General features: G+C 62.8%; 22 protein-coding genes. 9 read left to right on the forward strand and 13 right to left on the reverse strand.

What is annotated here, in order from left to right:
* Positions 1–161: 161 nt before the first annotated feature.
* From EB231_RS01135 to EB231_RS01155, 5 genes are all read right to left on the reverse strand, one after another.
* Entirely contained in the window at positions 162–1,058 is an 897-nt protein-coding gene (locus EB231_RS01135) for a UTP--glucose-1-phosphate uridylyltransferase (RefSeq protein ID WP_172347227.1), read from the reverse strand.
* A 74-nt stretch (positions 1,059–1,132) separates the two neighbouring features.
* Positions 1,133–2,116 (reverse strand): glycosyltransferase family 2 protein, encoded by a 984-nt coding sequence (locus EB231_RS01140; RefSeq protein ID WP_172347228.1) that lies wholly within the window; start codon positions 2,114–2,116, stop codon positions 1,133–1,135.
* A complete protein-coding gene (locus EB231_RS01145; RefSeq protein ID WP_172347229.1) occupies positions 2,106–3,056 on the reverse strand; it encodes a glycosyltransferase in 951 nt (316 codons plus the stop codon). The genes EB231_RS01140 and EB231_RS01145 overlap by 11 nt, the downstream gene beginning before the upstream one ends.
* Complete coding sequence (locus EB231_RS01150) at positions 3,056–4,045, reverse strand: glycosyltransferase family 2 protein (RefSeq protein ID WP_172347230.1); 990 nt, start codon at positions 4,043–4,045, stop codon at positions 3,056–3,058. Before EB231_RS01150 ends, EB231_RS01145 begins: the two co-directional genes overlap by 1 nt.
* Before the next feature lie 15 nt (positions 4,046–4,060).
* A complete protein-coding gene (locus EB231_RS01155; protein ID WP_172347231.1) occupies positions 4,061–5,233 on the reverse strand; it encodes a glycosyl transferase family 1 in 1,173 nt (390 codons plus the stop codon).
* A 481-nt stretch (positions 5,234–5,714) separates the two neighbouring features.
* Here EB231_RS01155 and EB231_RS01160 point away from each other — a divergent pair, with 481 nt between their 5' ends.
* The 4 genes from EB231_RS01160 (at position 5,715) to EB231_RS01175 (ending at position 10,856) form a co-directional block, all read left to right on the forward strand.
* Complete coding sequence (locus EB231_RS01160) at positions 5,715–7,004, forward strand: glycosyltransferase family 4 protein (RefSeq protein WP_172347232.1); 1,290 nt, start codon at positions 5,715–5,717, stop codon at positions 7,002–7,004.
* Between the two features lie 274 nt (positions 7,005–7,278).
* Positions 7,279–8,067 carry a family 16 glycosylhydrolase gene (locus EB231_RS01165; protein ID WP_172347233.1) on the forward strand — a complete coding sequence of 263 codons (789 nt, stop codon included), beginning with the start codon at positions 7,279–7,281 and terminating at the stop codon, positions 8,065–8,067.
* A gap of 216 nt (positions 8,068–8,283) precedes the next feature.
* Positions 8,284–9,780 (forward strand): lipopolysaccharide biosynthesis protein, encoded by a 1,497-nt coding sequence (locus EB231_RS01170; RefSeq protein ID WP_172347234.1) that lies wholly within the window; start codon positions 8,284–8,286, stop codon positions 9,778–9,780.
* A gap of 53 nt (positions 9,781–9,833) precedes the next feature.
* Positions 9,834–10,856 (forward strand): phosphoribosyltransferase family protein, encoded by a 1,023-nt coding sequence (locus tag EB231_RS01175; RefSeq protein WP_172347235.1) that lies wholly within the window; start codon positions 9,834–9,836, stop codon positions 10,854–10,856.
* A gap of 43 nt (positions 10,857–10,899) precedes the next feature.
* Here EB231_RS01175 and EB231_RS01180 read toward each other — a convergent pair whose 3' ends face one another.
* The 8 genes from EB231_RS01180 to EB231_RS01215 all read right to left on the reverse strand — a co-directional run bounded on the left by EB231_RS01180 (position 10,900) and on the right by EB231_RS01215 (position 19,358).
* Positions 10,900–11,979, reverse strand: a complete 1,080-nt coding sequence (locus EB231_RS01180) for a glycosyltransferase (protein ID WP_172347236.1) — start codon at positions 11,977–11,979, stop codon at positions 10,900–10,902.
* A 66-nt stretch (positions 11,980–12,045) separates the two neighbouring features.
* Positions 12,046–12,495 (reverse strand): hypothetical protein, encoded by a 450-nt coding sequence (locus EB231_RS01185; RefSeq protein WP_172347237.1) that lies wholly within the window; start codon positions 12,493–12,495, stop codon positions 12,046–12,048.
* 13 nt (positions 12,496–12,508) lie between these two features.
* The gene (locus EB231_RS01190; protein WP_172347238.1) at positions 12,509–13,951 is read right to left on the reverse strand and encodes a GMC oxidoreductase; all 1,443 of its coding nucleotides are present in this window, start codon (positions 13,949–13,951) and stop codon (positions 12,509–12,511) included.
* Between the two features lie 85 nt (positions 13,952–14,036).
* Entirely contained in the window at positions 14,037–15,368 is a 1,332-nt protein-coding gene (locus EB231_RS01195; protein WP_172347239.1) for a UDP-glucose dehydrogenase family protein, read from the reverse strand.
* Between the two features lie 67 nt (positions 15,369–15,435).
* Complete coding sequence (locus tag EB231_RS01200) at positions 15,436–16,299, reverse strand: family 16 glycosylhydrolase (protein WP_172352773.1); 864 nt, start codon at positions 16,297–16,299, stop codon at positions 15,436–15,438.
* Between the two features lie 150 nt (positions 16,300–16,449).
* A complete protein-coding gene (locus tag EB231_RS01205; RefSeq protein WP_172347240.1) occupies positions 16,450–16,851 on the reverse strand; it encodes a hypothetical protein in 402 nt (133 codons plus the stop codon).
* Between the two features lie 288 nt (positions 16,852–17,139).
* Positions 17,140–18,162, reverse strand: coding sequence for a glycosyltransferase family 2 protein (locus tag EB231_RS01210; protein ID WP_172347241.1), 1,023 nt, complete (start codon positions 18,160–18,162; stop codon positions 17,140–17,142).
* A 65-nt stretch (positions 18,163–18,227) separates the two neighbouring features.
* Positions 18,228–19,358 (reverse strand): nucleotidyltransferase family protein, encoded by a 1,131-nt coding sequence (locus tag EB231_RS01215; RefSeq protein WP_172347242.1) that lies wholly within the window; start codon positions 19,356–19,358, stop codon positions 18,228–18,230.
* A gap of 516 nt (positions 19,359–19,874) precedes the next feature.
* Between EB231_RS01215 and EB231_RS01220 the strand changes: the two genes are divergently transcribed.
* From EB231_RS01220 to EB231_RS01240, 5 genes are all read left to right on the forward strand, one after another.
* A complete protein-coding gene (locus tag EB231_RS01220; RefSeq protein ID WP_010913078.1) occupies positions 19,875–20,027 on the forward strand; it encodes a lasso peptide in 153 nt (50 codons plus the stop codon).
* A 130-nt stretch (positions 20,028–20,157) separates the two neighbouring features.
* Positions 20,158–20,457: a PqqD family protein gene (locus EB231_RS01225; protein ID WP_172347243.1), complete on the forward strand. Its 300-nt coding sequence runs from the start codon at positions 20,158–20,160 to the stop codon at positions 20,455–20,457.
* Positions 20,458–20,548: 91 nt separating this feature from the next.
* On the forward strand, positions 20,549–20,959 hold the full coding sequence (locus EB231_RS01230) for a lasso peptide biosynthesis B2 protein (protein WP_246740851.1): 411 nt from the start codon (positions 20,549–20,551) through the stop codon (positions 20,957–20,959).
* Positions 20,956–22,899 carry a lasso peptide isopeptide bond-forming cyclase gene (locus tag EB231_RS01235; protein ID WP_172347245.1) on the forward strand — a complete coding sequence of 648 codons (1,944 nt, stop codon included), beginning with the start codon at positions 20,956–20,958 and terminating at the stop codon, positions 22,897–22,899. The genes EB231_RS01230 and EB231_RS01235 overlap by 4 nt, the downstream gene beginning before the upstream one ends.
* A complete protein-coding gene (locus EB231_RS01240) occupies positions 22,896–23,912 on the forward strand; it encodes a serine kinase (protein ID WP_172347246.1) in 1,017 nt (338 codons plus the stop codon). Before EB231_RS01235 ends, EB231_RS01240 begins: the two co-directional genes overlap by 4 nt.
* Positions 23,913–23,917: the final 5 nt, after the last annotated feature.

Raw genomic sequence — 23,917 nt, forward strand, 5'->3', positions numbered from 1 at the left:
TTCCGAAAACCGGGACTGACTTTCCGGGATCGTGCCTTGGCTTGCAGTTGCCTCGACGGCCGGGAGCATTGCCGTGGGCAACGCAAGCCTCATGCCAACCAGCGAGGAACCTGCCGGCCCCTCGCCAACAGTCATGTGACAATGCTCCCGAAAAATGGGCATTATGCGGCTTCTTCCTGGCGTTCATGCGACCGGACGAACTCCTGAAGCATCTCGAAAACCGGACCCTTCATGTCGTTGCGCGCCAGCGCGAAGGCGATGTTGGCCTGGATGAACCCTTCCTTGGACCCGCAGTCGAACATGCGCCCCAGGAAAGGCTGGGCAAAGAACGGCTGGTTCTTCGACAGGCGGACCATGGCGTCGGTCAGCTGGATCTCGTTGCCGGCACCACGTTGCTGATCGCCCAGCAGCGCGAAGATCTCGGGCTGCAGGATGTAGCGGCCGTTGATGTAGAAGTTCGACGGCGCGTTGGCCGGGGCCGGCTTCTCGACCATGGCCGTGACCTCGAAACCGCCGCCGATATCGGCGCCGCGGCCGACAATGCCGTATTTGTTGGTTTCGCTCGGATCGCAGCGCTCGACGGCGATCACATTGCCGCCCGTCTCGGCGTAGAGATCGGTGATCTCGGCCAGGCAGCCGCGCCCGCCGAAGGAGACCATGTCGGGCAGAAGCAGGGCGAAAGGCTCGTTGCCGATGACTTCGCGGGCGCACCAGACGGCGTGGCCGAGGCCTTGCGGCGACTGCTGGCGGATGAAGGACGTGGCGCCAGCCACAGGCAGCATGCTTTCGAGCGCCTCCAGCTGGGTCTTCTTGCCGGTCTGCTCCAGGGTGCCGATCAATTCCGGATGCAGGTCGAAATAGTCCTCGATGACGGCCTTGTTGCGGCCGGTCACGAACACGATGTGCTCGATGCCGGCTTCGAAGGCCTCGTCCACCGCATATTGCACGACAGGCCTGTCGACCACGGGAAGCATTTCCTTCGGCATCGACTTGGTCGCCGGCAGGAACCGTGTTCCAAGCCCCGCCACCGGTATCACGGCCTTCCTGATTTTCTTCATCGCAAATTCCTTCTGAGGAGATCGACTGCAGTCCATTCACAGGCCACGAAAAATCCCTCCATGTGCCTGCATCTTCACCTCCCCGCCCCCACGGCAAACTGTGCCGCTACTCGTCGCAACCGCACGGCGATCGGCATGCCCATATGCCTGACCGCCGCTGGGTCGCTGAGCGCCGTCCGGATCGCCTTGAGCGGGGACCGCGCCTTGATATGCTGGACCATCGCCAGGAAGGAGGCCGCCTTGCGCAGGCTGCGGCCGCGCCGGGCAAAGGCCGCCTGAGCTGCCTCATCCATCCGATGAGTTTGAGCGAATACGGCGTCCGCCTTGCGCATCGCTTCAACATGATGAAGTTCGAGCACACGCGAGATGGAGCCGCTGCGAATGTGATAGGCGTAGCCGATATCGGGCTCGACCACGCATCTGCCGCCCTTGGCCAGGGCTTCGGCAAACAGGATATAGTCCTCGCCGATCCTCAGTTTCTCGTCATAGCGAAGCCGGTTCTCGTCCAGGAACCGGCGCTGGAAGATCGGCTTAAGGTAGCCGAGGTTGAACTTCGATTCGAAGACGATGTTGCCGGCGATGTAGGTGGCCAGCGAAATCTCGCGCAAACCTTCCAGATACTGCCGCGGGAACATCGCATCCTCGACCACACCGTCCTCGCGGATGACCTGGAGATTGTCGACGGCGATCTGGGCATCGGCTTTTTCGGCGCGGTTGATCATGGCGGCGAGACGGCCGGGAAAGACGGCGTCGTCGGAATCGAGAACCGCGATCCACCTGCCGCGGGCGACGTCGAGGCCGGCATTCCTGGCGCCGCCGGGGCCGCGATTCCTGGCGAGCGCAACGACGCGCACGATGTCCCCGGGATAGGCCCGCGCCACATCGAGCGTGGCATCGCGCGACTGGTCGTCGACAACGATGATCTCGACCCTGACATCCTTCTGCGCGATGGCGCTGGCGATCGCCCTGTCGAGCGTCGCCTCGGCATTGTAGGCCGCGATCACAACGGAGACATCGGGGGCTGAGACATCGGGGGGCGGGGAAACGTCAGGCTGCACGCTTGCCCCCTTCCCCCGGCGAGGGTTGGCCATAGAGGCGGATTTCGCGGACGCCGACAAGACCGCTGACGACACCGACATGCATGATGCCGCGCAACACGCTACGGTTCCTGCGTACCGGGCTGGCGACGACGGGAAGTGCCGCAGCGAAACAATAGGCCGCCTTTGCCGCGGCCAGGCCGACATGCTTGATCAGCCCGATGCCGCGCGCATTGCCGCCCAGGAGGTGACCATGCGTCTGACCGACGCGAAAACGGCGCCGGCCAAGCCAGTCGAACGCGGCCCTGGCACGCGGCACCACCTCGTCCACCCAGGCGTCTTGAGAGAAGGCGATGCGGCCGCCTGCCGTGACCATCTGATCGAAGAACTCGGTGTCCTCGCCGCCGGTCTGGCCGCGCGCCAGGCTGAAGCGGCGGCCGCGCAAGCTGTCCGATCCCATACGCAGCAGGACATTGCAGGTGTAGCCGGTGCGGATTTCGCCGCGCACCCAGACGGGCAAGGTCGAATGGAAATCGCCACGCCGCATCCATTCGGGCGCATCCGGACGGTAGAGCGCGCGCACCGGGCCGAGCACGGCTGTTGCGCCGCTGTCCTCAGCCGTCGCGACCAGTTCGGCCAGCCAACGGGGCGAAGCAGTCTCGTCATCGTCGATGAAGGCGAGGAAATCCGCCTCGCTGGCATCCAGGCAAGCATTGCGGGCGACCGAGATGTTGCGCGCCGGAGCGTGCCGGTAGCGGATCGGCAATTTCAAATCCCGCGCCAGCGCCGTCACCAGGGCCTGCGCGCTTGGCGTCTCGTCATTGTCGGCAACGATGACGCTGACATCAAACCCTGCCGGCATTTCCATGGCGGCGAGCGAGCGCAGCGTATCGGCCAGCTCCGGCCGCCGGAACGTGCACACGCCGATGTCGATGACGCGGTTCTTGGCCTGAACCGCCATCACGCCACCCCGCGTCGCGCGCCAAGGCCGAGAAGCTGCAGCCAGAAGCCGACGGACCAGCCGAAATGCATGACCATCGCCGAGACGCCGGCGAGCGCGATGTCGGCATTGCGCTGGCGGATGGCCGTCACCAGACCGTAGCCCAGGCAAACCGCCGCCCAGACCAGCAAGGGCACAGCCGCGATCCAATGCACGAAGGAGAAGGCAGCCAGGAGAACCACCGGAAAGACCGCCAGCGGCACCATCTGCCGGACCTTCGGAATGACGCGGTGCTTCAGCACATTCTTGGCGCGGCCACGCCCATAACCGAGATACTGGAAATAGAGACCTTTGAGCGACCCGCGCGGGTAATAGACCATATGCGTCTTGCCGCTCATCCAGATCTTGTAGCCGGCTTGCCGCAGCCGATAGTCGAGTTCGGCATCCTCATTGTGGCTGAACGTCTCGTCATAGCCGCCGACAGCGCCGAAGGCCGAAATCCGCATCAGCGCGTGATGGCCATGGTCGACCCACTCTCCGGCGGAGAGGTGACGATGCTTGGAGCCACCGGTGCCGAGTTTCGAATTCTGCGCCGCCGCAACCGATTTCTGTACCGCGCCGCTGCCGCTGGTCAGCATCGAAACCACGACCGAATCCGCACCCGTGGCCAGCGCTTCCTCAAGCAGCCGGTCACAATAATCGTCGGGATAGCCGCCATGCGCGTCGATGCGGATCAGATAGTCCGCGCCCTCACCGAAAGTGCCAATGGCGAGATTGATCGCCGCGCTCTGGATGCGGCGCTTGTTGTGAAGCAGGATGACGCGCGAATCCTTCGCGGCGATCTGCTCGACAATGGCCAGCGTGCCATCGGTGCTGCCGCCATCGGCGATGATGATCCTGGCGCCCAGCCTTTGAGCCGCGGGCCGCAATTGATCAAGCAGCGTGCCGATATGGGTTGCCTCGTTCAGGCAGGGGATCACGATCAGGCTGGAGGGAAGCGCTTGCGTCATCAGGCGATGTCCATTCTATGCCATGGCTTCGGCCGCGAGGGGCTCGCGCACGGTGGTCAGGCGGCGCAATTTTTCGACCAGCGCCCTGCAGTCGCTGCGATCGTAGCTCCACGTCCTGGGATTATGGGCAAGCACGCGCGCCTTCAGCCTGCCGAAGCGGTGCTCTTCCATCTTGCCAAGCGCGGCCTCGAGCGCCTGGAAAGTCGGCTGGGGCAGGAGAATGCCGATATCCTGCTGGCTGAGGAACCGTCCCGTTTCCGTATGGCCCATCGAGATCGGCACCGCCCCGAAGCGACAGCCCTCATAGAGGCGGTTGGGCAGCAGCCATTCCGAATTCTGGCCCTCTTCGAAGAAATCGATCGCCCAGGCGAAATGGACGTCCTGGTAGATCGCCGCCATGTCCTCAGGGTTGCGGTAGGGTCCGCGAAACGACAGATAAGGCTCGGCATCGACGAAGTCATGGAAATCCGGGAATTCCGAGAGCGCCGGGCGGCCGCGCAGCACGACCTCGAAACGTCCATCCATGCGGCGCGTGAAATCGGCCAGCAGCCTGAGCGAGCGGCGACAGCGCAGCGCCCCGAACCAGCCGATCCGCCATGGCGGAGCGACAGGCCCCTCCACCGCCTCGCCTGTGCCCGGCAGGATCGCCGCCGCTTCGAAATACTTGTTCTCGACCAGTTCGACGGGGGCGGCGACCTGTCGGAAAGGTTTGAAATAGTTGGCGATGAAGGCGGGCGAACTGGTCACCAGGAGCTTCACGTCGCGCGCCAGATGGCGTTCGGTGGCGCGCAACGCCTTGCCGAGGACATCGTCGCGGAGCACCAGACGGTGGATATCGAGGCATTCATAGACAATCGGCACCTTTGCGCCGAAGGCCGACCCGGCGCGACGGGCAAGCGCCAGCATTTCCAGATTGCGCGCTATGATGAGATCGGGCCGCGGCGTGCCGCTCAGCTTCGCCCGAAGCGAAACCGTCGCTTTTGCCACCGCCGCAAGGCGTTGGGCGAATCGGCCGTCGCGCGTCGCGCCAAGGTCGATCGGCAGCAATCCTTCGATATCGGCAATTGGGGTGGCGGTGCGGCGGAAGCCCGCCAGGGTGACCTGGGCGCCACCTGTCCTGAGCATTGTGATCCGCCGGCGAACCGCCGGATCGGAGACATCGTGCACCAGGTACAAGACATGCAGCATGAAAACTCGACCGCTGTTTGACCCACCCAGGGGGAGCCTAGTACAGCTCTTGCTGCATCGCAACATTTTTGGTGCAGTGTAGCAAAATTAGTCACCTCTACCGCGCCGCACAAACATATCGCCTGCGGTCCACAAACTCTTGAGAATGACCCCGCAGTTGCGCCGCGCAAAAGCAATATGGCCCGCTGCGCAAGCAATTTCGGGCAGTTTCACCCATCTTGCGGCAACAAGGCGATCTCACCGGACGAGTCGCGAAGCCCCAGCGACAGAGATGGTGGTTAATCAATTCCTAAATAATGTATTGCAGTGCAACAAAAAATGATGTTGAATTCTTGCCAGGGAAGTTGGGTTTTGGAAGTTGGCTAGGGGGATCCGCGCCTGCATTGTGTTGCAGCGCGGTATATGATTGCAGCGCTGCTGCAGCTTTGGAATAGCCTGCGAATACCCCCTGATGCCACTGTGTCGATACGGGTGGTGCTGTATGAGCAAGGCTCTTCGTATTGCCGTCTATGACGACAAGTATCCGACCAGCTTCGTTACACCGCGAACATCCAGGCATACGATCTTGCGACAGCGATTTCTGCCGCTGAACCTGGTCTCGTCGAAGCTGGAAGGCGTGACGCTGATCGAACCAGCCCTGTCTGTCGACATGGTGCATGCGTTCAACCGGATACCGGTCAATTCCTCCAAATACATCATGTCGTTCGAATCCCATTTGCCCCGGCAATTCGCTCTTCGCAAACGTGGGCTGGTGGCGCGCTACCTGATGTCGCGGATCACCAACCCCAGTTGCCGCCGCATCATCGCCTTGTCGCATTTTGCCCGCAGAAGTCTGCTTGCCCAGCACTCCGACCATCCAGAACTGGACCTGCTGACGAAAAAACTGCTGGTCCGCCACCCGAACATCGTGGTGCCGGCAACGAAAGACGCGATGGCGCAAGACGTTGCCGAGGAGTTGGTGCTGACATTTATCGGCGCCCACTTTGGCCGCAAGGGCGGATGCGTGGCGGTCAAGATCGCGGAAAAGGCAGCCGAGCAAGATCTGCCCATTCGAGTGAACATCGTGTCCAGTCTGCAGGTTGGCGGCCATATATGGACGGATCCGACGAGCCCGGGCTTCTTCGACCCCTACATCAAGCTGCTCGAACTGCCGAACGTCCGGCATCACGGTGTGTTGCCAAACCAGGAGGTACGACAATTGCTGCGCAACTCGCATTTCGGCGTCCTCGCCACCTTTGGAGACACTTTCGGTTACTCGGCGCTGGAATCGATGTCCGAGCACACGCCGGTTCTTGGAACGAAGGTCTGCGCCTTGCCGGAATTCCTGGAGGATGGCGTCAACGGGATCTCATTGCCTGTGGAGCTCGACGATACCGGCGACTGGTCCAGCCCGGGATACGACGCGCGCGGGGAGGCGAAATACGCACGATATTTCCGCGATGAGGTCGAACGGCTCGCCAGCTTGGCCATCGAACGGCTGAAGCCGTATATCGGGCAACCGGCCTTGATGGCGCCGCTGCGACGCGAAGCCCGCAGGACCGCGGAGGTCATGTTCGCGGCAGAGCCAGCCGGCGCGTTCTTTGATGCGCTCTACGATCGTGTCGCAGCGGAAAAGGCCCGCCAGCCGGCACAAATCGATCCCGCCCTCGACGTTTCGTCTCCCCAGTCCCTGCCGCTTGAACCCCTTGAGCCCGTGTCATTGCCGTTGGCCCCTGACCCGCAGGTTGCAATGGGGCAAGTTCACCGCATTCCGACAGCCTCCGCGGCCTGAGCACCACTGCGAGCATTGCAACAGAGGCTCTTTTTGCCTGGGCGTTGGCCCACCGATCGAGAGGGACCACTCCGCCTGTTCTCGCTGCCCGGATCGCGCCCACACCCGCAAGGAAACTTTTTGTTGCATCGCAACATTTTGATGCGGCGTGGCAAAAAACCGCCTCACCGGGGTGCAAGACTCTTCGGGATGGCGCATGCCCAGCGCCACGGCGCCAAGGCCGCATCGAGTACGTCGCCGCCGACAAGGGCAAGGCGGCCAATGGAGGCTACCGATGAATTACACACGCAGAAAACTCCTGGCGCTTCTGGCCGCCTCCACGGCGGTCCAATCGGTCGCCAGCCAGGCACTGGCCGAGAGCGTCGTGGCGGGAAGCGGGGACGTCGTCCTCGACAAACTTCCCGACTGGGCCGATGTGAAACTCCAGCTTTGGAAATACTCCAATCCCTTCGCACCGTCGCAGTGGAGCGAGCCCAAGCTCGGAGGCTATGACTGGAAGGCCGCCAACGTCAAAATCGTCGATGGCGCACTTCAGCTTACCGTCAGCGAGAAAGCCTCGGCGGAGGTGATCTCGGGCAGCAATTCCGCATCCGCATCGGCGAAATGGGAGGTGGACGTAACGCTGCCGACGATGAAACCAGGGCTGATCGCGGCGCCACTCTGGATCTTTAACGACAAGGCCCATGAGGAGGTCGATTTCGAGATCGTAGGCACCAGGGGGTTACAACTCACCGTCTGGGCGAACGTCGATAACCAGCACAAGGCAGTCTGGGTAAAATGGATTCGGGTTGGCGACCTTTCGGGCAAACGATATCGTCTCGGCCTGCAATATGAGGCCGGGAAACGAGTTATCTTTTCCATCGATGGCCAGGAAGCCGCGGTCGTCACGCCGGCCGACACCACCGGCGGCGCCTTTCCGAACAAGCCCATGCAGCCGTATTTCGACCTTTGGGTAGCAGCAGGTGCCATCATGGACCCGCGCTGGGCCGGCAAATGGGAGCCGATGGCTCCGTCGGAAAGACTGGTCATGACCGTTCACGGATACAGGCGGACCGACATTTAGCCATGAGGTAACTTCTTGCACGAGATGCTGTCGTGGATAGCCTCGAGGAAGGGCGCAGGAGCCGATCCGGATATGCTGCATTGCAGCATTTTTGGTGCAGTGTAGCAAAAATCCACGTTTTCTGTTGCACTGCAAAATTATTGCCGTAGTTTGGGGTGGGTGGCGGTTGTGGATTTCGGATTTCCGGAATCCGCGCAAAGATCAGGAATCCTGAATTTGGAAGCCAATCCATTCGACCCGCCAGAAGGCTCGTTGCGCAAATCGGTCGGGCGCGGCGCGGTGGTGACCGCCCTGTCGCAATCGGTGCGGGTCGCGACACAGATCATATCCGTCATCGTGCTGTCGCGGCTGCTGTCACCGCAGGATTTCGGCGTCGTGGCGATGTGCGCGCCGGTTCTGGCATTCATCGCGCTGTTCCAGGATTTCGGCCTGACCCAGGCAACGATCCAGAAATCGGGCATCCGGCATGAGGAGGTGAACTACCTCTTCTGGATCAACGTCGCGGTCAGCGCGATCCTGGCCTGCGTGCTCGCGGGCGCGGCACCGCTGGTCGCGGCCTTCTACAGCGAGCCGCGCGTGGCCGGGCTGGTGGCCGCGTTCGGCCTGCAGATCATGGCCTATGGGCTCGGCGCCCAGCATCTGGCGCTTTTGACCCGGCGCATGCAGTTCGGGCGCCTGGCGATCATCGATGTCGCCAGCGCCATCGCCGGGCTGGTGGTATCGATCGCCTGGACCTTCATCGACCGTTCCTACTGGGCGCTGTTCGCCGGCACGCTGACCGGCGCGGTGCTGCCGACGCTGTGTTACTGGGCAAGCTCGCGGTGGCGGCCCGGCATGCCGCGCAAGGTCGCTGGCATCGGCGAACTGATCAATTTCGGCGCCGGCATCACCGGCTTCAACTTCGCCAATTTCTTCGCCCGCAACCTCGACAATGTGCTGATCGGTAAATACTGGGGCGAGCAGCAACTCGGCCTTTACGACCGCGCCTACAAGCTGCTTCTGTTCCCGCTCAGCCAGATCACCAATCCGCTGTCGAAGGTCATGGTGCCGGCGCTGTCCAGGCTGAAGGACGAACCGGACCGCTATCGCAGCGCCTATCTGCGCGTCATGCCGCTGATCCTTTTGGTGGCCTTGCCCGGCGTCGCCTTCGCTACCGCCATGTCGGATGTGCTGATCCCCTTCGTGCTCGGCGAGCAATGGCGCGCAAGCGCTTCGATCTTCCTGGCGCTCGGCTTTGCCGGGCTGCTGCAGCCGCTCAACAACCCGGCGGGCTGGCTTTTCGTCAGCCAGGGCCGCTCCGGTGACTTCATGCGCTGGGGCATCATCACGGCGGTGACGTCGGTGCTCGCTTTCGCGATCGGCCTGCCCTATGGCGCGCTCGGCGTGGCCATCGCCTATGCGGTCAGCGAATATCTGCGCACGCCGTTCCTGTGGCTCTATGTCGGCAAGAGCGGACCGCTGCGGGCCAGCCATGTGCTGCGCGCCGCGACCCCGTTCGTGCTCGGCGCGCATCTGGCGCTGGCGGCGGTCTGGCTGATCAAGCCGATGCTGCCGCAGCAACATGTCATCGCCTTGGCCAGCGGCGCCATTCTTGCCTACCTCATCACCATCGTCGTCGCGCTCGCCTTCGCATCCGGCCGCGAGGCCTTGCGCGAGGCCCTGAAAATGCTGCCGGCAAGGCAGCCAGCGGCAACGCCGCGCGAGGCGCAATAATTTCGACGCCTTTGCCGGCTACCCAACATCCACACGAGCATCAGGTCCGATCCATGCACTACCGATCGATCTCCGACATGAACGACGCCATCGTCAGCAACCTTCACCGGCTGCCGCGCGACATCGACCTCGTGGTCGGCGTTCCCAGAAGCGGCGTGCTGGCGGCGACGCTGGTGAGCCTTGCCGCAAACATTCCGATGACCGACCTGGATAGCTTCCTGGAAGGCCGTGTCTACACGTCAGGCATCACCAAGCGCCGCGCCGCACTCGACCGCAAGGTCTCCGAGATGCGCAAGGTGCTGGTGATCGACGACAGTGTGGCGGGCGGCAATGCCATGCGCGACGCCCGCGTCCGCATCCAGGCTGCCGGTATAGAAGCGGACTTCACCTTTGCCGCCGTGTTCGGCCTGCAACCCCGGCATCCCGAAACCGACGTCGTCTTCGAGGTCGTGCCTCATCCGCGCATGTTCCAGTGGAATTTCATGCATCACAAATTCCTGGCGCAATGCTGCGTCGACATAGACGGGGTGCTGTGCCTCGACCCGACCGAAGCGGAAAACGACGACGGCCCCGCCTATGAAAAATTCCTCAGCGAAGCGCGCCCTCTTCATGCCCCGACCCACAGGATCGGCTGGCTGGTCACCAGCCGGCTCGAGAAATACCGCGCGCTGACCGAGGCATGGCTCGCAAGGAACGGTATCCAGTACGACCAACTGATCATGCTCGACCTGCCGAGCAAGGCGGAGCGCCAGCGGCTTGGCGCGCATGGCAGTTTCAAGGCTGATTTCTACCGCAAATCCGACGCCATCCTGTTCATCGAAAGCGAGCATGCGCAGGCGTTGAAGATCACCGAACTGTCGGGCAAGCCAGTGCTTTGCGTCGAAACGCACATGGTCAGCGTTCCCGACGCGCTGTCGCTGCCGGCGCTCGGCCAGGCAGCGCGCAACCTGCCAGCGAGGCTGCGGCAGATCAACTCGCAGGAGGGCCGCAAGGGCGCCGCCAAGGCCCTCGCCCGCGCCCTGCTTGGCGCCCGCGGCTACGAGACGCTGAAAAGCCGGGTCAAGCGCCCGGCCTGATCAACACCGTGACAGCTGTCATCGAGCAGCGCGCCCGCCATGGCTACGCCGCCTGGCGGGCGCGCTGCCGCACCGCCCTGTCCAGAATGGAGAAGAAGGTGACGAACTGGCGGTCCGGGTCGAGTTCCGGGCGCGCCGCGAAACCGCGCGCGAGGCCCGAGACGCGATCATATTCCTTGTTGTCGTTCCACAACCGCCTGACGGCCGCGACCCAGTCGGTGAGCGGAGCGTCGTAATCCAGCACCGCGCCGCCCGGGCCGATCGCTTCGGGCAGGCCGCCGCGCCGCGAGCCGACGACGGGGATTCCGCTGCAATGGGCCTCCGACGCGACGCGTCCCCAGGCTTCTTCCCATTTGCTGGGCGCAAGCAGGATCCTGGTGCGGCCATAGACCGTCTTCATGTCGTTGGTGCGGCTTTCCAGCGTGACATTGCCAAGCGGTGCGATCGTCTCTTCGATGCGCGCGCGATGGTCCTCCTCCAGCTTCCAGCTTTCAACGAACAGGAACGGGATCTCGGGGCAGGCACCGGCGATGCGCACCGCCAACTCGAAACCCTTTTCCTGATAGGGATTGATCAGCGTGACAAACTGGCCCGTGGTCGGCGTGCTGTACTGCGTCGGGTTGATGGTCGGCGGGATCACTGTCGCCTCGATGCCGAACTCCCTGCTGTAGGTGCGCGCGGTGAATTCGGAATTGGCGATGTAGAGGGCGGAGCGCAAATCGCGCAGGTCGCCGGCCAGTTCATGAAACTCGACATTTCTGAGATAGACGACTAGCGGCACGCCCTCGGCCTGCAGCGCCTTGCCGAGCGGAACCGACTTGTGGCACTGGACCACCGCCACATCCGGCTTCGCGCGGTTGACGGCAAAGCCCGCCGCCTCCCAGGGGAACCACGCCCGGATCACCGGGTAGCCGGGGAAACTGTCGACGACCGCGGGCTGGCGCAAAAGCTTCATCTTGGCGCGCGCCTTGAGGCCGAAGACGCCGTCGCCGAACAGGGCGGCAAGCACCGCGGCCTCATGCCCATGCTCGATCAGTTGTTCGGCCAGATGATGCGTGCTCGACTGGACGCCGCCGCTGAATTCCGGCGGGTAGCCGTTGCCGCCTGCAAAAAGAACTTTCATGGTCGTGACTCCTGTCTTTTCGCGTTTCATTCGATGCGGCCGGTTAACAGCCTCGTCGAAGGCGCCTCATGCGCTCGGAGGCGGATCAAGCGTCGCGAACGGGTTTGTGCATGAGTGCCATCCGGTGAAGCGGATCGGATCGTCGGGCGAACTGCGCCCGGCGTAGTCCGTCAGCATATGGAATTCGGCAACGAGCCAGCGATCGAAATGCCTGAGATCGCGCCGCTTGCGCTGCGGCAGCAACCCACGCGCCTGGCCGAGCTTCGTCTTTTCAAGCAAGGTAACGGCATCGCCCAGCTTCTCGCTTGGGAATATCCAGGGATTCCGGTTACGGAACTCCAGCACGAACTGCTGCAGATGCTCGATGCGCATGTTCAGCCTGCCAAGATATTTTTCCAGCGTGACCCGAACCAGATCCTCGTCCGAAAACGAGGAGACGGCCGCGTAGGCAGCGCCCGTCGAGGCAACTCCACCCGCCAGGATGGCCAGTACCGAGCGCCGTGTGACTTCAATCATCGGCCCGCTCCTCTCACGCGATCCGGCTCGCCGCCCGCAGCGACAACGCCGCCGCGGTCAGGCTCGGGTTGGCGCAGGAGCAGCTCGGGTAGGTGCTGGTGCCGACGACAATCAGGTTTCTCAACCGGTGATGGATCATGTCGCTGTCGATGACCGAATCGGCCGGGCCGGTGCCCATCCTGAGCGTTCCCTGCACATGCGATTCGGTTGGCCGGATGCCGCGATCGAAAAGTCTTTCGACCGGCAGCGGGGCGAGCAGCCCGGGCAATTTATCCAGCGCCCGGGCCATGCCCTTCACCGCGTAGTCCGACGGCGCCTTGAAGGAGACAAAGGCATTGTCGTCCTCGTCGAGGGTGACGAAGTTCTCCTCATCGAGCAGGTTCTCCGTGACCACGACCAGCGGCAGCGTCTGGCGCAGACGCCCCTTCTCGGCGCGCATCCCGTGCTGCCAGCGGTTCTCGAAATAGACCAGGGCCGCCGCGTGCTCGGACCGGTGCGGGCCGTCATAGAGGCCGAAATTCAGCCCGGTGGTAATTGTGCTGCCGTCGAAATTGTCGACGCCGTCGAGATAGACCTCGAAATTCCAGCCATAGGACTCGTGCAGGCCGCGCCCGACGAATTCATCGCCCAGGCCGGAGCGCAGCATGATCGCGGCGCTCTGGATGGCATTGGCGCCGAGAATGAAGAGGTCGCCGCTGACCTGATATTGCTTGCCGTCATGGACGAAGGTGACCGAACGGACCGTACCGCCGACATGGTCGAGCCGCCGCACTTCCGCACCGAGGCAGACCGAAACGTCGGGATGCTCGAAGACGTGCATCAGGCCGTTGTTGGCGGTGAATTTCGCGTCGACCGGGCACAGCCAGCAGCGCAGATTGGCACAGCACGAGGTGCGTTGCGAGGTCGGGACCCGGGCACGGGCGGTCGGCATGACGAAGTGCTGGTCGGGTTGGGCCGCCTTCATCATCTTGTCCGGCGTCGACATGCGATGCGGCGGTTGCGGAAACGGTTTTGAACGCGGCAGCATCGCCGCCATGTCAGGGTCGCCCGAGATCGACATGATCTCTTCGGCATCGCAGTAGAACGGCTCGACATCGTCATAGCTGATCGGCCAGTCATTGCCGATGCCGTAGGTGCTTTTCAGCCTGAAATCATTGGGATGGAACCGTGGCGTCTGCGCGAACCAGCAGTTGGTCCCGCCGCCCAGCCCGATCGTATAATTCCACGGCTTGTCGGAATTGGTCTTGTAGGTCGTCTCGTCGTCGATGTCGGTGTTGGCGTTCTGGTCGAGCTGCCATTCATGCGTATTGTGTCGGCCCCACTCCAGCACCAGGATGCGCGCCTTACGCCGCTTGGCGAACTCGTGCAGGAAGAAGGCCGAACCGAAGCCGGAACCGATCGCGACAAGATCGAAATGATCCCTGGTGATTTGCTCGGGCTTTACATCCAGCACCATCAGCTACAACTCCGCACAGAAATACACACCCATCGGGGCCTCGCGACCGTTCTTCATGTCCGAGACCAGTCTCACCACTCCAGCCTCATGCCGCCATTCTGCCGATCGAGTGATATTCGATGCCATGGCGCGCCACGACCTTGGGATCATAGAGGTTGCGCCCATCGAAGATGACCGGTGTGCTCAGCGCGTCCTTGAGCGCGTCGAAGGACGGCGCGCGGAAGCTCTTCCATTCGGTGGCGATGAGCAGTGCGTCGGCACCGCGCAGTGCCGCTTCCTTGGTGCCGCACAGCATCAGGTCGTCGCGCAGCCCGTAGATGGCCTGGCATTCCTGCATCGCCTCGGGATCATAGGCCTGCACGGTCGCGCCGGCCTTCCAAAGCGCCTCCATCAGGACGCGCGCCGGCGCCTCGCGCATGTCGTCGGTGTTGGGTTTGAAGGCCAGGCCCCACAGCGCGAAGGTCTTGCCCGCAAGATTGCCCTTGAAGTAGCGGTTGACCTTGTCGAACAGGACGGATTTCTGGTCGTTGTTGCGTTCCTCGACGGCACGCAGCAGCTTGGCGTCGAATTTGACGCCTTCGGCGGTCTTGATCAGGGCGCGGACGTCCTTGGGGAAGCACGAGCCGCCATAGCCGAGGCCCGGATAGATGAAGTGATAGCCGATGCGCGGGTCGCTGCCGATGCCCTTGCGCACCTCCTCGATATCGGCGCCGAGTTGCTCGGCCAGATTGGCCATCTCGTTCATGAAGCTGATCTTGGTCGCCAGCATGCAGTTGGCGGCGTATTTCGTGAATTCGGCGCTGCGCACGTCCATCACGATCATCTTTTCGTGGTTGCGGTTGAAGGGCGCGTAGAGCTCGCGCATCACCGCCTCGGTGTCCTCGCTGGACGTGCCGACGATGATGCGGTCGGGCTTCATGCAGTCGGAAACGGCCGAGCCTTCCTTGAGGAATTCGGGATTGGAGGCGACGTCGAAGCTCAGGTCCTCTCGCCCTCTTGTCTTCAGCGTTTCGGCGATCCTGGCCTTTACCTTTTCGCAGGTGCCGACCGGCACGGTCGACTTGCCGACGATGATCTTGGCGTTGTCCATCTCGCGACCGATGGTCTCGGCGACCGCCAGCACATATTTCAGATCGGCCGAACCGTCCTCGCCGGGCGGCGTGCCGACCGCGATCATCTGGATTTCCCCATGCCTGACCGCGGCGGCGGCATCGGTGGTGAATTTGATGCGGCCGGCGGCGTGATTCTCCCTGACGAGGCTTTCGAGGCCCGGCTCGAAGATCGGGACGAAGCCCTGGTTGAGCCGTTCCACCTTGTTCGCGTCGATGTCGACGCAAACAACCTGGTGGCCGACCTCGGCAAGCACCGCCGCCTGCACGAGGCCGACATAGCCAATTCCAAACACCGTCAAGTTCATTCGATTTCGTTCCTGTCCAGGGTCGCGAACCACTTTCGGTCCGGCCGGTTCAATTCGACGTTCCCAACTATTTTATAGTGCATGCGAGCGATTCAGGAAATTGACAGGGTTCGCCGAGCGCGGTGAAGGCGACGCGTTCGATCTGCAACGAAAGCTTGCGGCCCGGATCCGCGAACGCGCCCATCCAGCCTTTCATCGTGTCGCTGCCCCAAAAGCTGAAGAAAATCTTCTGCGCATGGCTGGGCAGCTTCGCCGGATCGGTGATGGTGTTCACCAGCTGGCCGTTGACGTACCAGCGCAAACTATCCTTCTCCCAAACGAAGGCGTAGTCGTTGAAGGCCTTGTCGGTGCCGCCCGGCACCTCGACCAGCTTCTCGTTCTTGCCCTTGCCGTCGATATAGGCGTTGACCTGCACCTTGGATGTGTCCTTGGTCAGGATCTCGAAGTCGATCTCGTCCCAAGGCTGCTTGTCGGACGGGCCGATATAGGAAAAGAAAGCCGCGTTCAGGCCGGGACCGGTGTCGGTCTTCATCCGCGCCTCATAAGTGCCGTAGCCGAAGCGCTGCTTGGTCTGGATCTCGCCGCAGGCGAACTCGCGATCCTTCGTCTTCTGCTTCTCGAACCCTAGTGACAATACACTGTCGGACAGGCTGATCTGCCCCTTCGACCAGGTGCAATTCTGGTGACTGCCGTTCGTCCAGCCGTCGGAAACGTACCAGCGTTCACGATTGAAACTGGTGAAATCGTCGACGAAAGAGGGGGCCGTCTCGATATTCTGTGCATAGGCGGGAACTGCCGGGAAACCGGCGAGAGCGGCCAACAGCAGCGCCCCGGCCAGACCCAGCAGCCACAGCCCGGTCCGCCGGGCCCGGTGCGCGATGGGCGATGCATCAATTGCAGTCGTGGATGTGGATTTCGAACCCGAATTCATACCAAACTCACCTTTGTGCTGTGTGTCCCCAACCCAAAGTCGACGTTTGAACCGCTTCCAAACGGGCCAACCTTGACCTCCTCCTTGACCCTCCCGAAATCCCTCTCCAGTCTTGCATCGCATCCTTGCGGCAGCCCCGCGCCTTCACGGTCACGCTCGGCCGGTGCCAGCGGGCCTGGCGAAATCGACCGCGGCGGCCGAATCGGACGTCCCACCCTCGTCGAAGACCGTATGCAGCGAATGACGGAGTTCCTTCATCATGCCGTTCTGGCGCGACAATGCCGCGATGCGACGCTCGCAATTCAGGATCGACTCCGTCAGCGCGGTGACTTCGGATGAGCGTCTGCGCGAGGCAGAGCCGTTTTCCATGGCTTCGACAAGAAAGGCCGCGTTGGTGGCTGTCTTGCGGTAACGGCTCTCCAGGCCGGTTCTCTCGGCTTCGATCTCGGCTGCAATCTGCTCGAAGAGCTTCGCCAGCCGGTCGAGGCGCGAGACGTCGGCCTGCCGGTCGCGGGCAGGATCCCTTGATCTGAAGCCGAATATCGAGGCCATGGCTTAAATTCCTGTCATCGCCGGCTTGCGTGCCGGGCTACTGGCCAATCCCCGCAACCGGGGCTGAAAAACTCGTACCGCATTGTCCGACTCCACTGACGGGAGAGACTTCAGACCAATCCGATCGGGGGCCAGTTCGGCTAGTCGTTTAATTTGCTGCACCGCAACATAGACTGCCATCGTCGGAGCCGTGAGGCAACCACCCAATTCGTAAACTCATAAATCCGGTGGAAATGGTTTGCGCGGTGACGTGCTGCCGGCGGGGGCAAAGCGAGCATTCCCAGCGGCTTACCGTTCCTTGCCCGCACTGGTCCCGGCCATCAGGAAACGCAACGGCGGCACATGCCTTTGCCCGGAGGCAAGGCCAACGCGACGAAACAGCGCCTCGAGCTTGTCGGACGCCACGCCCTGGACGATGGGGACCAGGTTGGATTGACTGGCGAAGGCATAGGCCGCGGCCGAAGCCAGCCCGCGCTCGGCCTTCACGTCAAGGAAGTTGCGCAGCCGGTATTTGTCGCGCACGTGCCGCTCGTGCCGCCGCAGCACTGCTTTGGAACCTTCCGGCAAGCTGTCGATCGCCAACAGCGCCAGATCCGCGTCGGCCAATCGCTTCAGGTCCTGCGTCTTGTGGCGGCCGCTGAGCGAATCGGCGCGCACGATGGCGCCGTAGCCGCAGGAGCGGATGACCTTGAACCGCGCCCCGTGGGCGACCGCGCGGGCGTAGAGTTCGTAATCCTCGCCCAACCGCAGGCTCTCATCGTAGCGCAATCGGTGCCGATCGAGGAAGGCGCGCCTGATCACGGGCTTCAGGAAGCCAAGCTCGCCTCTTTGCACGCGGCGCCTGGAGATGTTGCCTTCGACGAAGCGCTCCAAGTCGAGGAATTCCGGCTCGGCGGCAAAATCCGGGGCAACGATTTTCGTCGCGTCGCCTGTCGCGTCATCCCTGATCAACATGATGTTGTCGGCCGCGAAATCCCAATCGGCGCCGGCAAACAGGTTGCGGAACCGGCCTTCGAGGAAGAAGTCGTCGGCATCCAGAATGCTGATGAACGGCGCCTTCGAGCCGGCTATCGCGGCATTGCGGGCGAAGGACGGGCCGCGATTGACGTCGAGACGCATCACCGCAAGCCGGCCGCTACCGTCGTCGGCGGAGCGGGCGACCTCGGCGGTGTTGTCGGTGGAGCCGTCGTCGACGACGACGACCTCCGTCACTTCCGGTTCGCGCAACGCGGATGCGATGGCTACCGCGATCGTACGTGCCGCGTTTTTGGCCGCGATGATCACGCAGACCTCGGATTTCGTCATCGACATGGGTTTTGCCTCTTGCACAGGTTTCGATCTGCCCTCGCCCTGTACGTATTCGATGCCCATCGCCATCACGGACTGGCCGGCCGTTCGAAGATACGGCGGCTGATGTCCGCCGATGCCGCCCAGCCGGCTTCTGCCAGATAGCGGACGGGAGCCCGGCCGCACAATTCCCACAACACGGTTCGCCGCTGCGGCCATCGCAGTGACGACAGCCATGGCGCGATGACCATGTTGAGCAGATCCTCATTGCCGATGCGCGAAAGGATCGGCTTGGCCCGCTCCGACAAAAGCGTATCGGTGCCGCCCAGCAGCACGTCGGCGGCACGCAGGCCGAGCAGCAGCGTATCGTCCAGCCCCTGGCTCATCGCCGCATCGAGAACACGGCGCTGATCGGCCTCGTCGAGACGGTTGGCGCTGGCCCTGATGTCGCAGACATAGCCAGCGCAGGGCTCGCGGTTGAACAGGGCCTTGGCGACACTGATGCAGGACAGCATCAGCGTGTCGGCGACCGACGTGAACGGCACTCCAGTGCCGGTGATCTCGACCAGCCGTTTGCGTCGCAGGAACCCGTCGGCATCGCGTGGGCTGGGCGAGCCGGGCTGCTGGAGCCGATAGTGAAGGTCGACCGTGGAGGATTTCGGCCCGCTTCCGCGAATCATGTGCTGTTCGCCAAGGAAGCGAACCCACCAGACCGAGCGCGACTTGCCTGATACCTCGTAGCCGATCGAACGCAGCGCGTCGCGCGCCGTCGAGAAACCTGCAGGCGAAACCAGGATATCGACATCGCCCGAAGGCTTCATGAAATGGTCGTCGTAGAGCAGATGCTGCTGAAACGGGCCTTTCAGAAAGACGAAATCGATCTGCCTGTCGCGCAGCGCCTGATGGATTGCCATCGAATCCATGAGGCAGGCGGCGTTCATCGAGACCGTCTGCCGGCGATAGGTATCGAGCCATCGGAAAAGCTCAGCCGGCCTGTCGCCCGCCGGCGCGCGCAACAGCGCCTTCAGAACGAAGGTGGCGACTTTGTTGAGCCTGGCGATGTCGGCGACGGCAGCATCGGAAAGGCCCGGCCGCGACAGATCGGCGGCCGAGGCCGCCGCGCCCGAGAAATACAGCCGCAGGCAGGCCTGCACATAGGCAATCTCGTCGGCGCAGTCGGCGGCGCGCAGTCGTTCATAGGAACTTTCCGGCAAGGCCATTGAGCGCATGGTCTCCAAAACGCGGTTTGCGCGACGCGTATGCTGCAGGTGCGAAGCAAAGCATCCTCAAAAACCTCGGCGGCGTAAAGTCTTTCCTTTCGCAGTGCGAAATTTTGCAACCAGAGCGGTTGCCAAGCCTCCCGAGACCGCGAAATATACGATTGGAATTGCAACCGACGTCGAGGCGTTTCGGCCGATCATCACCATGGGTCGGCTAACAAGAATCCATCTTTTTTAGGCGCGCCTAAAAAATCATCAGCATTACCAACTTTTTATGCAAGTAAAATCAATCGTTTAAAGAATCACCCTCGCCGAAGGCATCCCTTGATGCTTCAATCCAAAAGAGGCGGAATTTTGAGCAACCCGCACACGCATGGTAACGCCCGCAACCCGCAATTGATTAACCAGAGGTAAATCAGGCTTGACTCATAAATGCTGCCATGCAGCTATTGCACCGCAGCATGAAAGTGCTGACGGCACTCGACAGGCCGTTTCCAGTCCTCATTGGAGAGTAAAATGGAACAGAATGTTGAAAAGCACGAGTACGAAACGCCAAGCCTGACGGTACATGGTTCCATTGAGACCATCACCCAGGGCGGTGGTGGCAGCACGGCAATCGACGCGTCGTTTCCCGCGCACACCCCAATCGGCGACCTGACGTTCTCCTGAGACTAACCTGGTTCCGGAGGAGTGACGTTGGGCCTCCGGGATCCACGACCATAAATGGAGCCGGGGATGAAAATCCCCGACTTTCCCTTTTGAACTGACGACGCGTAGACCGTTGCAACGAGGTTTTGGCATGAACTGGAACCCATCCGAGCACGATTGCGTAAGTGCCACCGGGGATGCCGTGGCTTGCGAATTTGGTGAGGGCCTCGCGCTTCTCAATCTCAAATCCAATATCTATTACAGTCTCAACGGCGTCGGCGCTTTCATCTGGGAGCTGATCCAGGAGCCGAAATCGATCGCCGATATCCGCGGCGCCGTGCTTGCGCGCTACAATGTCGACGCCGAGCGCTGCAAGGCCGACGTTGACGCATTGCTGCAAGGCCTGGCCGAAAACGGACTTGCGAGGCTGCAGCATGAGGCACTCGTCTAGGCAGGCTCCGCAAAAGGTCATGATCCCGCGGCAAAGACCTGTGATGGAACAAAGACCCAGGCCAACAACCCGCCGGCCCGGTCGGCGAAGTTTGGCCAGGGTTCTGTCGCTGAGCGGCTCTGAAGCCCTTTTCCTCTGCCACTGCCTGCTGGTGGTCGCGGCCGTCCGGCTGGGGCTGACATTGTTCTCCTACAACCGTGTTCGTGGCATGGTGACCCAGCTCAACGCGCGCCAGTGCGCCAGCATGGGCGAGCTGCGGCTCGTCGCCTGGGGCGTCGCCGCGGCTGCACGGTTCGTGCCACGTGCCACTTGCCTTACCCAGGCACTTTCGGGTCAATACATTCTGGCACGCCAGGGCAATGCCTCCAACATCCGTATCGGCATCGAACGCGGCACGGGCGAGCAATTGAAGGCGCATGCCTGGCTGGTCAGCGACAACCATGTCGTGCTTGGAGGCTCCGTCGACGGCTTCGCGCATCTGGTCGACCACGGCAGCAAATGAGCGGCGTGGCCGGAATCCTGTTGCGACAGGGACACGCGATCGCGGTTCGGGGATCTGCGCCGGCGGACGCGGCGACCGACATCCAGCAGATGCTGGCACGCATGCGCCACCGTGGTCCCGACGGAAATTCGTGGTGGCTGGACAGCGGCATCGCGCTTGGCCACGCCTGGCTCAACACCACGGATGAGGCCGGCCCCGGCCCGCTCACCATGGCCGGCGGCAAGCTCGCCATCACCGCCGATTGCCGGCTGGACAATCGCGACGAGCTGATGGCGAGGCTGGGTGTCCGCGACAGATCGGTCGCTGACGCAGTGTTGCTGATGCGGGCCTATCTGCGCTGGGGCGAATCCTGCCCCGTCCACCTGCAGGGCGATTTCGCCTTTGCCATCTGGGATGCCGAGCGGCAGCTGTTGTTTTGCGTGCGCGACCATTTCGGGGTCAAGCCATTCTACTACCACGCCGCGGACCGGCGTTTTGCCTTTGCCTCCGAGATCGGGCCGATCCTTGGCCTCGACGGGGTCGATGCGCGCATCAGCGAGCACCGCATTTCGGGATTCCTGGCCGGACTTCCCGACGACCCGCAATCCACGCCCTACGGCGATATCTTCAGCCTGCCGGCGCGTCACAGCCTCACCGTCACCGCCCAACAGGTGGTGCTGCGCCGATACTGGCAGATCGAGCCATCGACGCGGCCGCTGCGATCGGATGCGGCGGAGGAATTTAGCCATCTGTTCGCTCAATCGGTGCGCAACCGGATGCGCGGCAGTCAGTCGATCGGCGCGATGCTGAGTGGCGGCCTCGACTCCTCCTCGATCGCCTGTGTCGCCGGCCTGCAGAACGCCGCCGAGCGGAAACCCAAGCTGCCGACCTTCTCGCTGATTTTCGAAAAGGGCTCATCGATGGATGAGCGGGCGTTCATCGATGCCGTGCTTGACCAGCAAAAAACCGATCCGACGCTGATCCCTGTCGGCAATTATGCACCCTTCGCCGAGTTCGAACGGGTGCTGGAGGAGCAGGAAGGCACCTTCCTTGCGCCGGGCCTGACGCTGACCCGCGGCATCTACAGGACCGCGGGCGCCAAGGGCGTCAAGGTGCTGCTCGACGGCCATGGCGGCGACGAGGTCGTTTCACAGGGCCATGGCCATCTGCACGAGCTTGCCAATGGCGGCAGGTGGCTGGACCTTTGGCGTGAGGTCCGCAGCGCCTCCAACACCTATGGCGACAGCACGCTCGCCCTCTATTTCCAGTTCCTGACCCTCTATGGGCCGGCATGGCGGATCGCCAGGCTGAGACAGCTGGCGAACTGGGCGCTGAACCGGATACGCAAACCCACTCGGATACAGCGCGGCCGCAGCTGGCGCGACCTGATCAATCCGGACCTGGCCAGGCGCACCGAGATCATCGACCGTTTCCACCGGGCCGGATACATGCCGCCGGGCGTCCAGGCCAGCGACGCCTTGAGCCATCGCTGGATTCTCTTGAACGGCTATGTGCCGCACTCTTTCGAGGTGCTCGACAAGGCGGCCGCCAATTTCGGCGTCGAGCCACGGTATCCCTTCTGGGACAAGCCGCTGGTCGAATTCTGCCTGGCGCTGCCGGGCGAGGAGAAACTCAGCCACGGCTTTGGCCGCTATGTGTTGCGCCGGGCGATGGAGGGCGTCCTTCCGGCGGCGGTCCAGTGGCGGCGCGACAAGATCGATTTCACCGCCAATCTGGTCAATGGCATGGTGCGCAACCACCGCGACCTGCTGGAGCAATTGCTGGTCTCGGATGCCGGTCGCATCGAGCCCTATGTCAACCTGCCGCAGGTGAGCGCCGCATATGGCCGGCTGCTGCGCCAGCCCGATCAGGCAACCCCTCTCGATGTCCAGTATGTCTGGCGTTCGGCCTCGCTGTCACTCTGGCTGCGGCAGGTCCAGCATAGCGGGAGCCCAGCATGATGCCTCGCGACCAGCCGTTCGCCACCTGCCTTGGTGATCATCCTCCCCATGACGGGATGACGAGGGAGCGACGTTACTACCGGGCCTACGGCCTGACCGTCGCATCCGACGTGGCGTTGCCAGAACTGCAGCCGGCGGAACCGGCGACGCCGGATATCCTGATCGCCATCGGCATGATCGACATGCCGAAGCCTTCGCCCGAAACCGCGACGATCTTCCGCTTCGAGCCGGACCGGCAATATCTGGCATGGCATGCCGTCGGTGCCTTCCTGATCAGTGATTTCAGCCGCATCGATATCGAGCCGGCGCCCGGCGTCGACGACGCGCTGCTGGCCTTCCCGCTGCTCGGGCCGGTGATGGCATTGTTGCTGCACCAGCGTGGCCTGCTCGTCCTGCATGCCAGCGCCATCGCGGCGGCCGGGAGGGGCGCCATCTTCATGGGCGACAAGGGCGCCGGCAAGTCGACGACGGCAAGCGCGCTGATCCGAGCCGGACATGATTTGCTTACCGATGATGTCGTGGCGCTGGACCTGGCCAACCCGGCCACGCCGATGATCGTTCCGGGCTTTCCCCAGATCAAGCTAGCCGCAGATGCCGCGGCCGCGATTTCGCTTGGCCAGGCGGAGGTGCGGCCGCAAGTGCATCCGGCGATCGAGAAGATGCAACATCGCCTGCACGGCGCCTTCTCCGGAGGCACGGTGCCGGCGACCAGGATCTATGTCCTCGAGCGCGGCCAAAAGGCCGGGATCACGCCCTTGCCCGGTATCGCCGCCCTGCCGGCCATCATCAAATTCTCCTATGTGACGCGGTTCGGCCGCGCGGCGCTGTCCGGCGATTTCGCGACGCTGCATTTTCGCCAATGTTCAGCAATCGCTAACCATGTCGGCGTGTTCCGGCTGGAAGTTCCGACCGGCCTCGACAGGATTGGCGAGGCGGTGGAGCTGATCGAAGCCGACCTTGCGGTTGGCAGTTTAGCCGCCGGGGAGCCGGTGGCTGGCCGTCGGCAGCGGTGAGGGCA

Source organism: Mesorhizobium sp. NZP2298 (genome assembly GCF_013170825.1).
Lineage (GTDB): Bacteria > Pseudomonadota > Alphaproteobacteria > Rhizobiales > Rhizobiaceae > Mesorhizobium.

Coding starts and splice junctions, on each gene's coding strand:
- EB231_RS01155 (WP_172347231.1), bottom strand. CDS start 5,233: ATGCTGCATGTCTTGTACCTGGTGCACGATGTCTCCGATCCGGCGGTT.
- EB231_RS01175 (WP_172347235.1), top strand. CDS start 9,834: ATGCACTACCGATCGATCTCCGACATGAACGACGCCATCGTCAGCAAC.
- EB231_RS01225 (WP_172347243.1), top strand. CDS start 20,158: ATGAACTGGAACCCATCCGAGCACGATTGCGTAAGTGCCACCGGGGAT.
- EB231_RS01215 (WP_172347242.1), bottom strand. CDS start 19,358: ATGGCCTTGCCGGAAAGTTCCTATGAACGACTGCGCGCCGCCGACTGC.
- EB231_RS01195 (WP_172347239.1), bottom strand. CDS start 15,368: ATGAACTTGACGGTGTTTGGAATTGGCTATGTCGGCCTCGTGCAGGCG.
- EB231_RS01145 (WP_172347229.1), bottom strand. CDS start 3,056: ATGGCGGTTCAGGCCAAGAACCGCGTCATCGACATCGGCGTGTGCACG.
- EB231_RS01190 (WP_172347238.1), bottom strand. CDS start 13,951: ATGGTGCTGGATGTAAAGCCCGAGCAAATCACCAGGGATCATTTCGAT.
- EB231_RS01160 (WP_172347232.1), top strand. CDS start 5,715: ATGAGCAAGGCTCTTCGTATTGCCGTCTATGACGACAAGTATCCGACC.
- EB231_RS01150 (WP_172347230.1), bottom strand. CDS start 4,045: ATGACGCAAGCGCTTCCCTCCAGCCTGATCGTGATCCCCTGCCTGAAC.
- EB231_RS01240 (WP_172347246.1), top strand. CDS start 22,896: ATGATGCCTCGCGACCAGCCGTTCGCCACCTGCCTTGGTGATCATCCT.
- EB231_RS01180 (WP_172347236.1), bottom strand. CDS start 11,979: ATGAAAGTTCTTTTTGCAGGCGGCAACGGCTACCCGCCGGAATTCAGC.
- EB231_RS01185 (WP_172347237.1), bottom strand. CDS start 12,495: ATGATTGAAGTCACACGGCGCTCGGTACTGGCCATCCTGGCGGGTGGA.
- EB231_RS01200 (WP_172352773.1), bottom strand. CDS start 16,299: ATGAATTCGGGTTCGAAATCCACATCCACGACTGCAATTGATGCATCG.
- EB231_RS01135 (WP_172347227.1), bottom strand. CDS start 1,058: ATGAAGAAAATCAGGAAGGCCGTGATACCGGTGGCGGGGCTTGGAACA.
- EB231_RS01210 (WP_172347241.1), bottom strand. CDS start 18,162: ATGTCGATGACGAAATCCGAGGTCTGCGTGATCATCGCGGCCAAAAAC.
- EB231_RS01205 (WP_172347240.1), bottom strand. CDS start 16,851: ATGGCCTCGATATTCGGCTTCAGATCAAGGGATCCTGCCCGCGACCGG.
- EB231_RS01220 (WP_010913078.1), top strand. CDS start 19,875: ATGGAACAGAATGTTGAAAAGCACGAGTACGAAACGCCAAGCCTGACG.
- EB231_RS01165 (WP_172347233.1), top strand. CDS start 7,279: ATGAATTACACACGCAGAAAACTCCTGGCGCTTCTGGCCGCCTCCACG.
- EB231_RS01235 (WP_172347245.1), top strand. CDS start 20,956: ATGAGCGGCGTGGCCGGAATCCTGTTGCGACAGGGACACGCGATCGCG.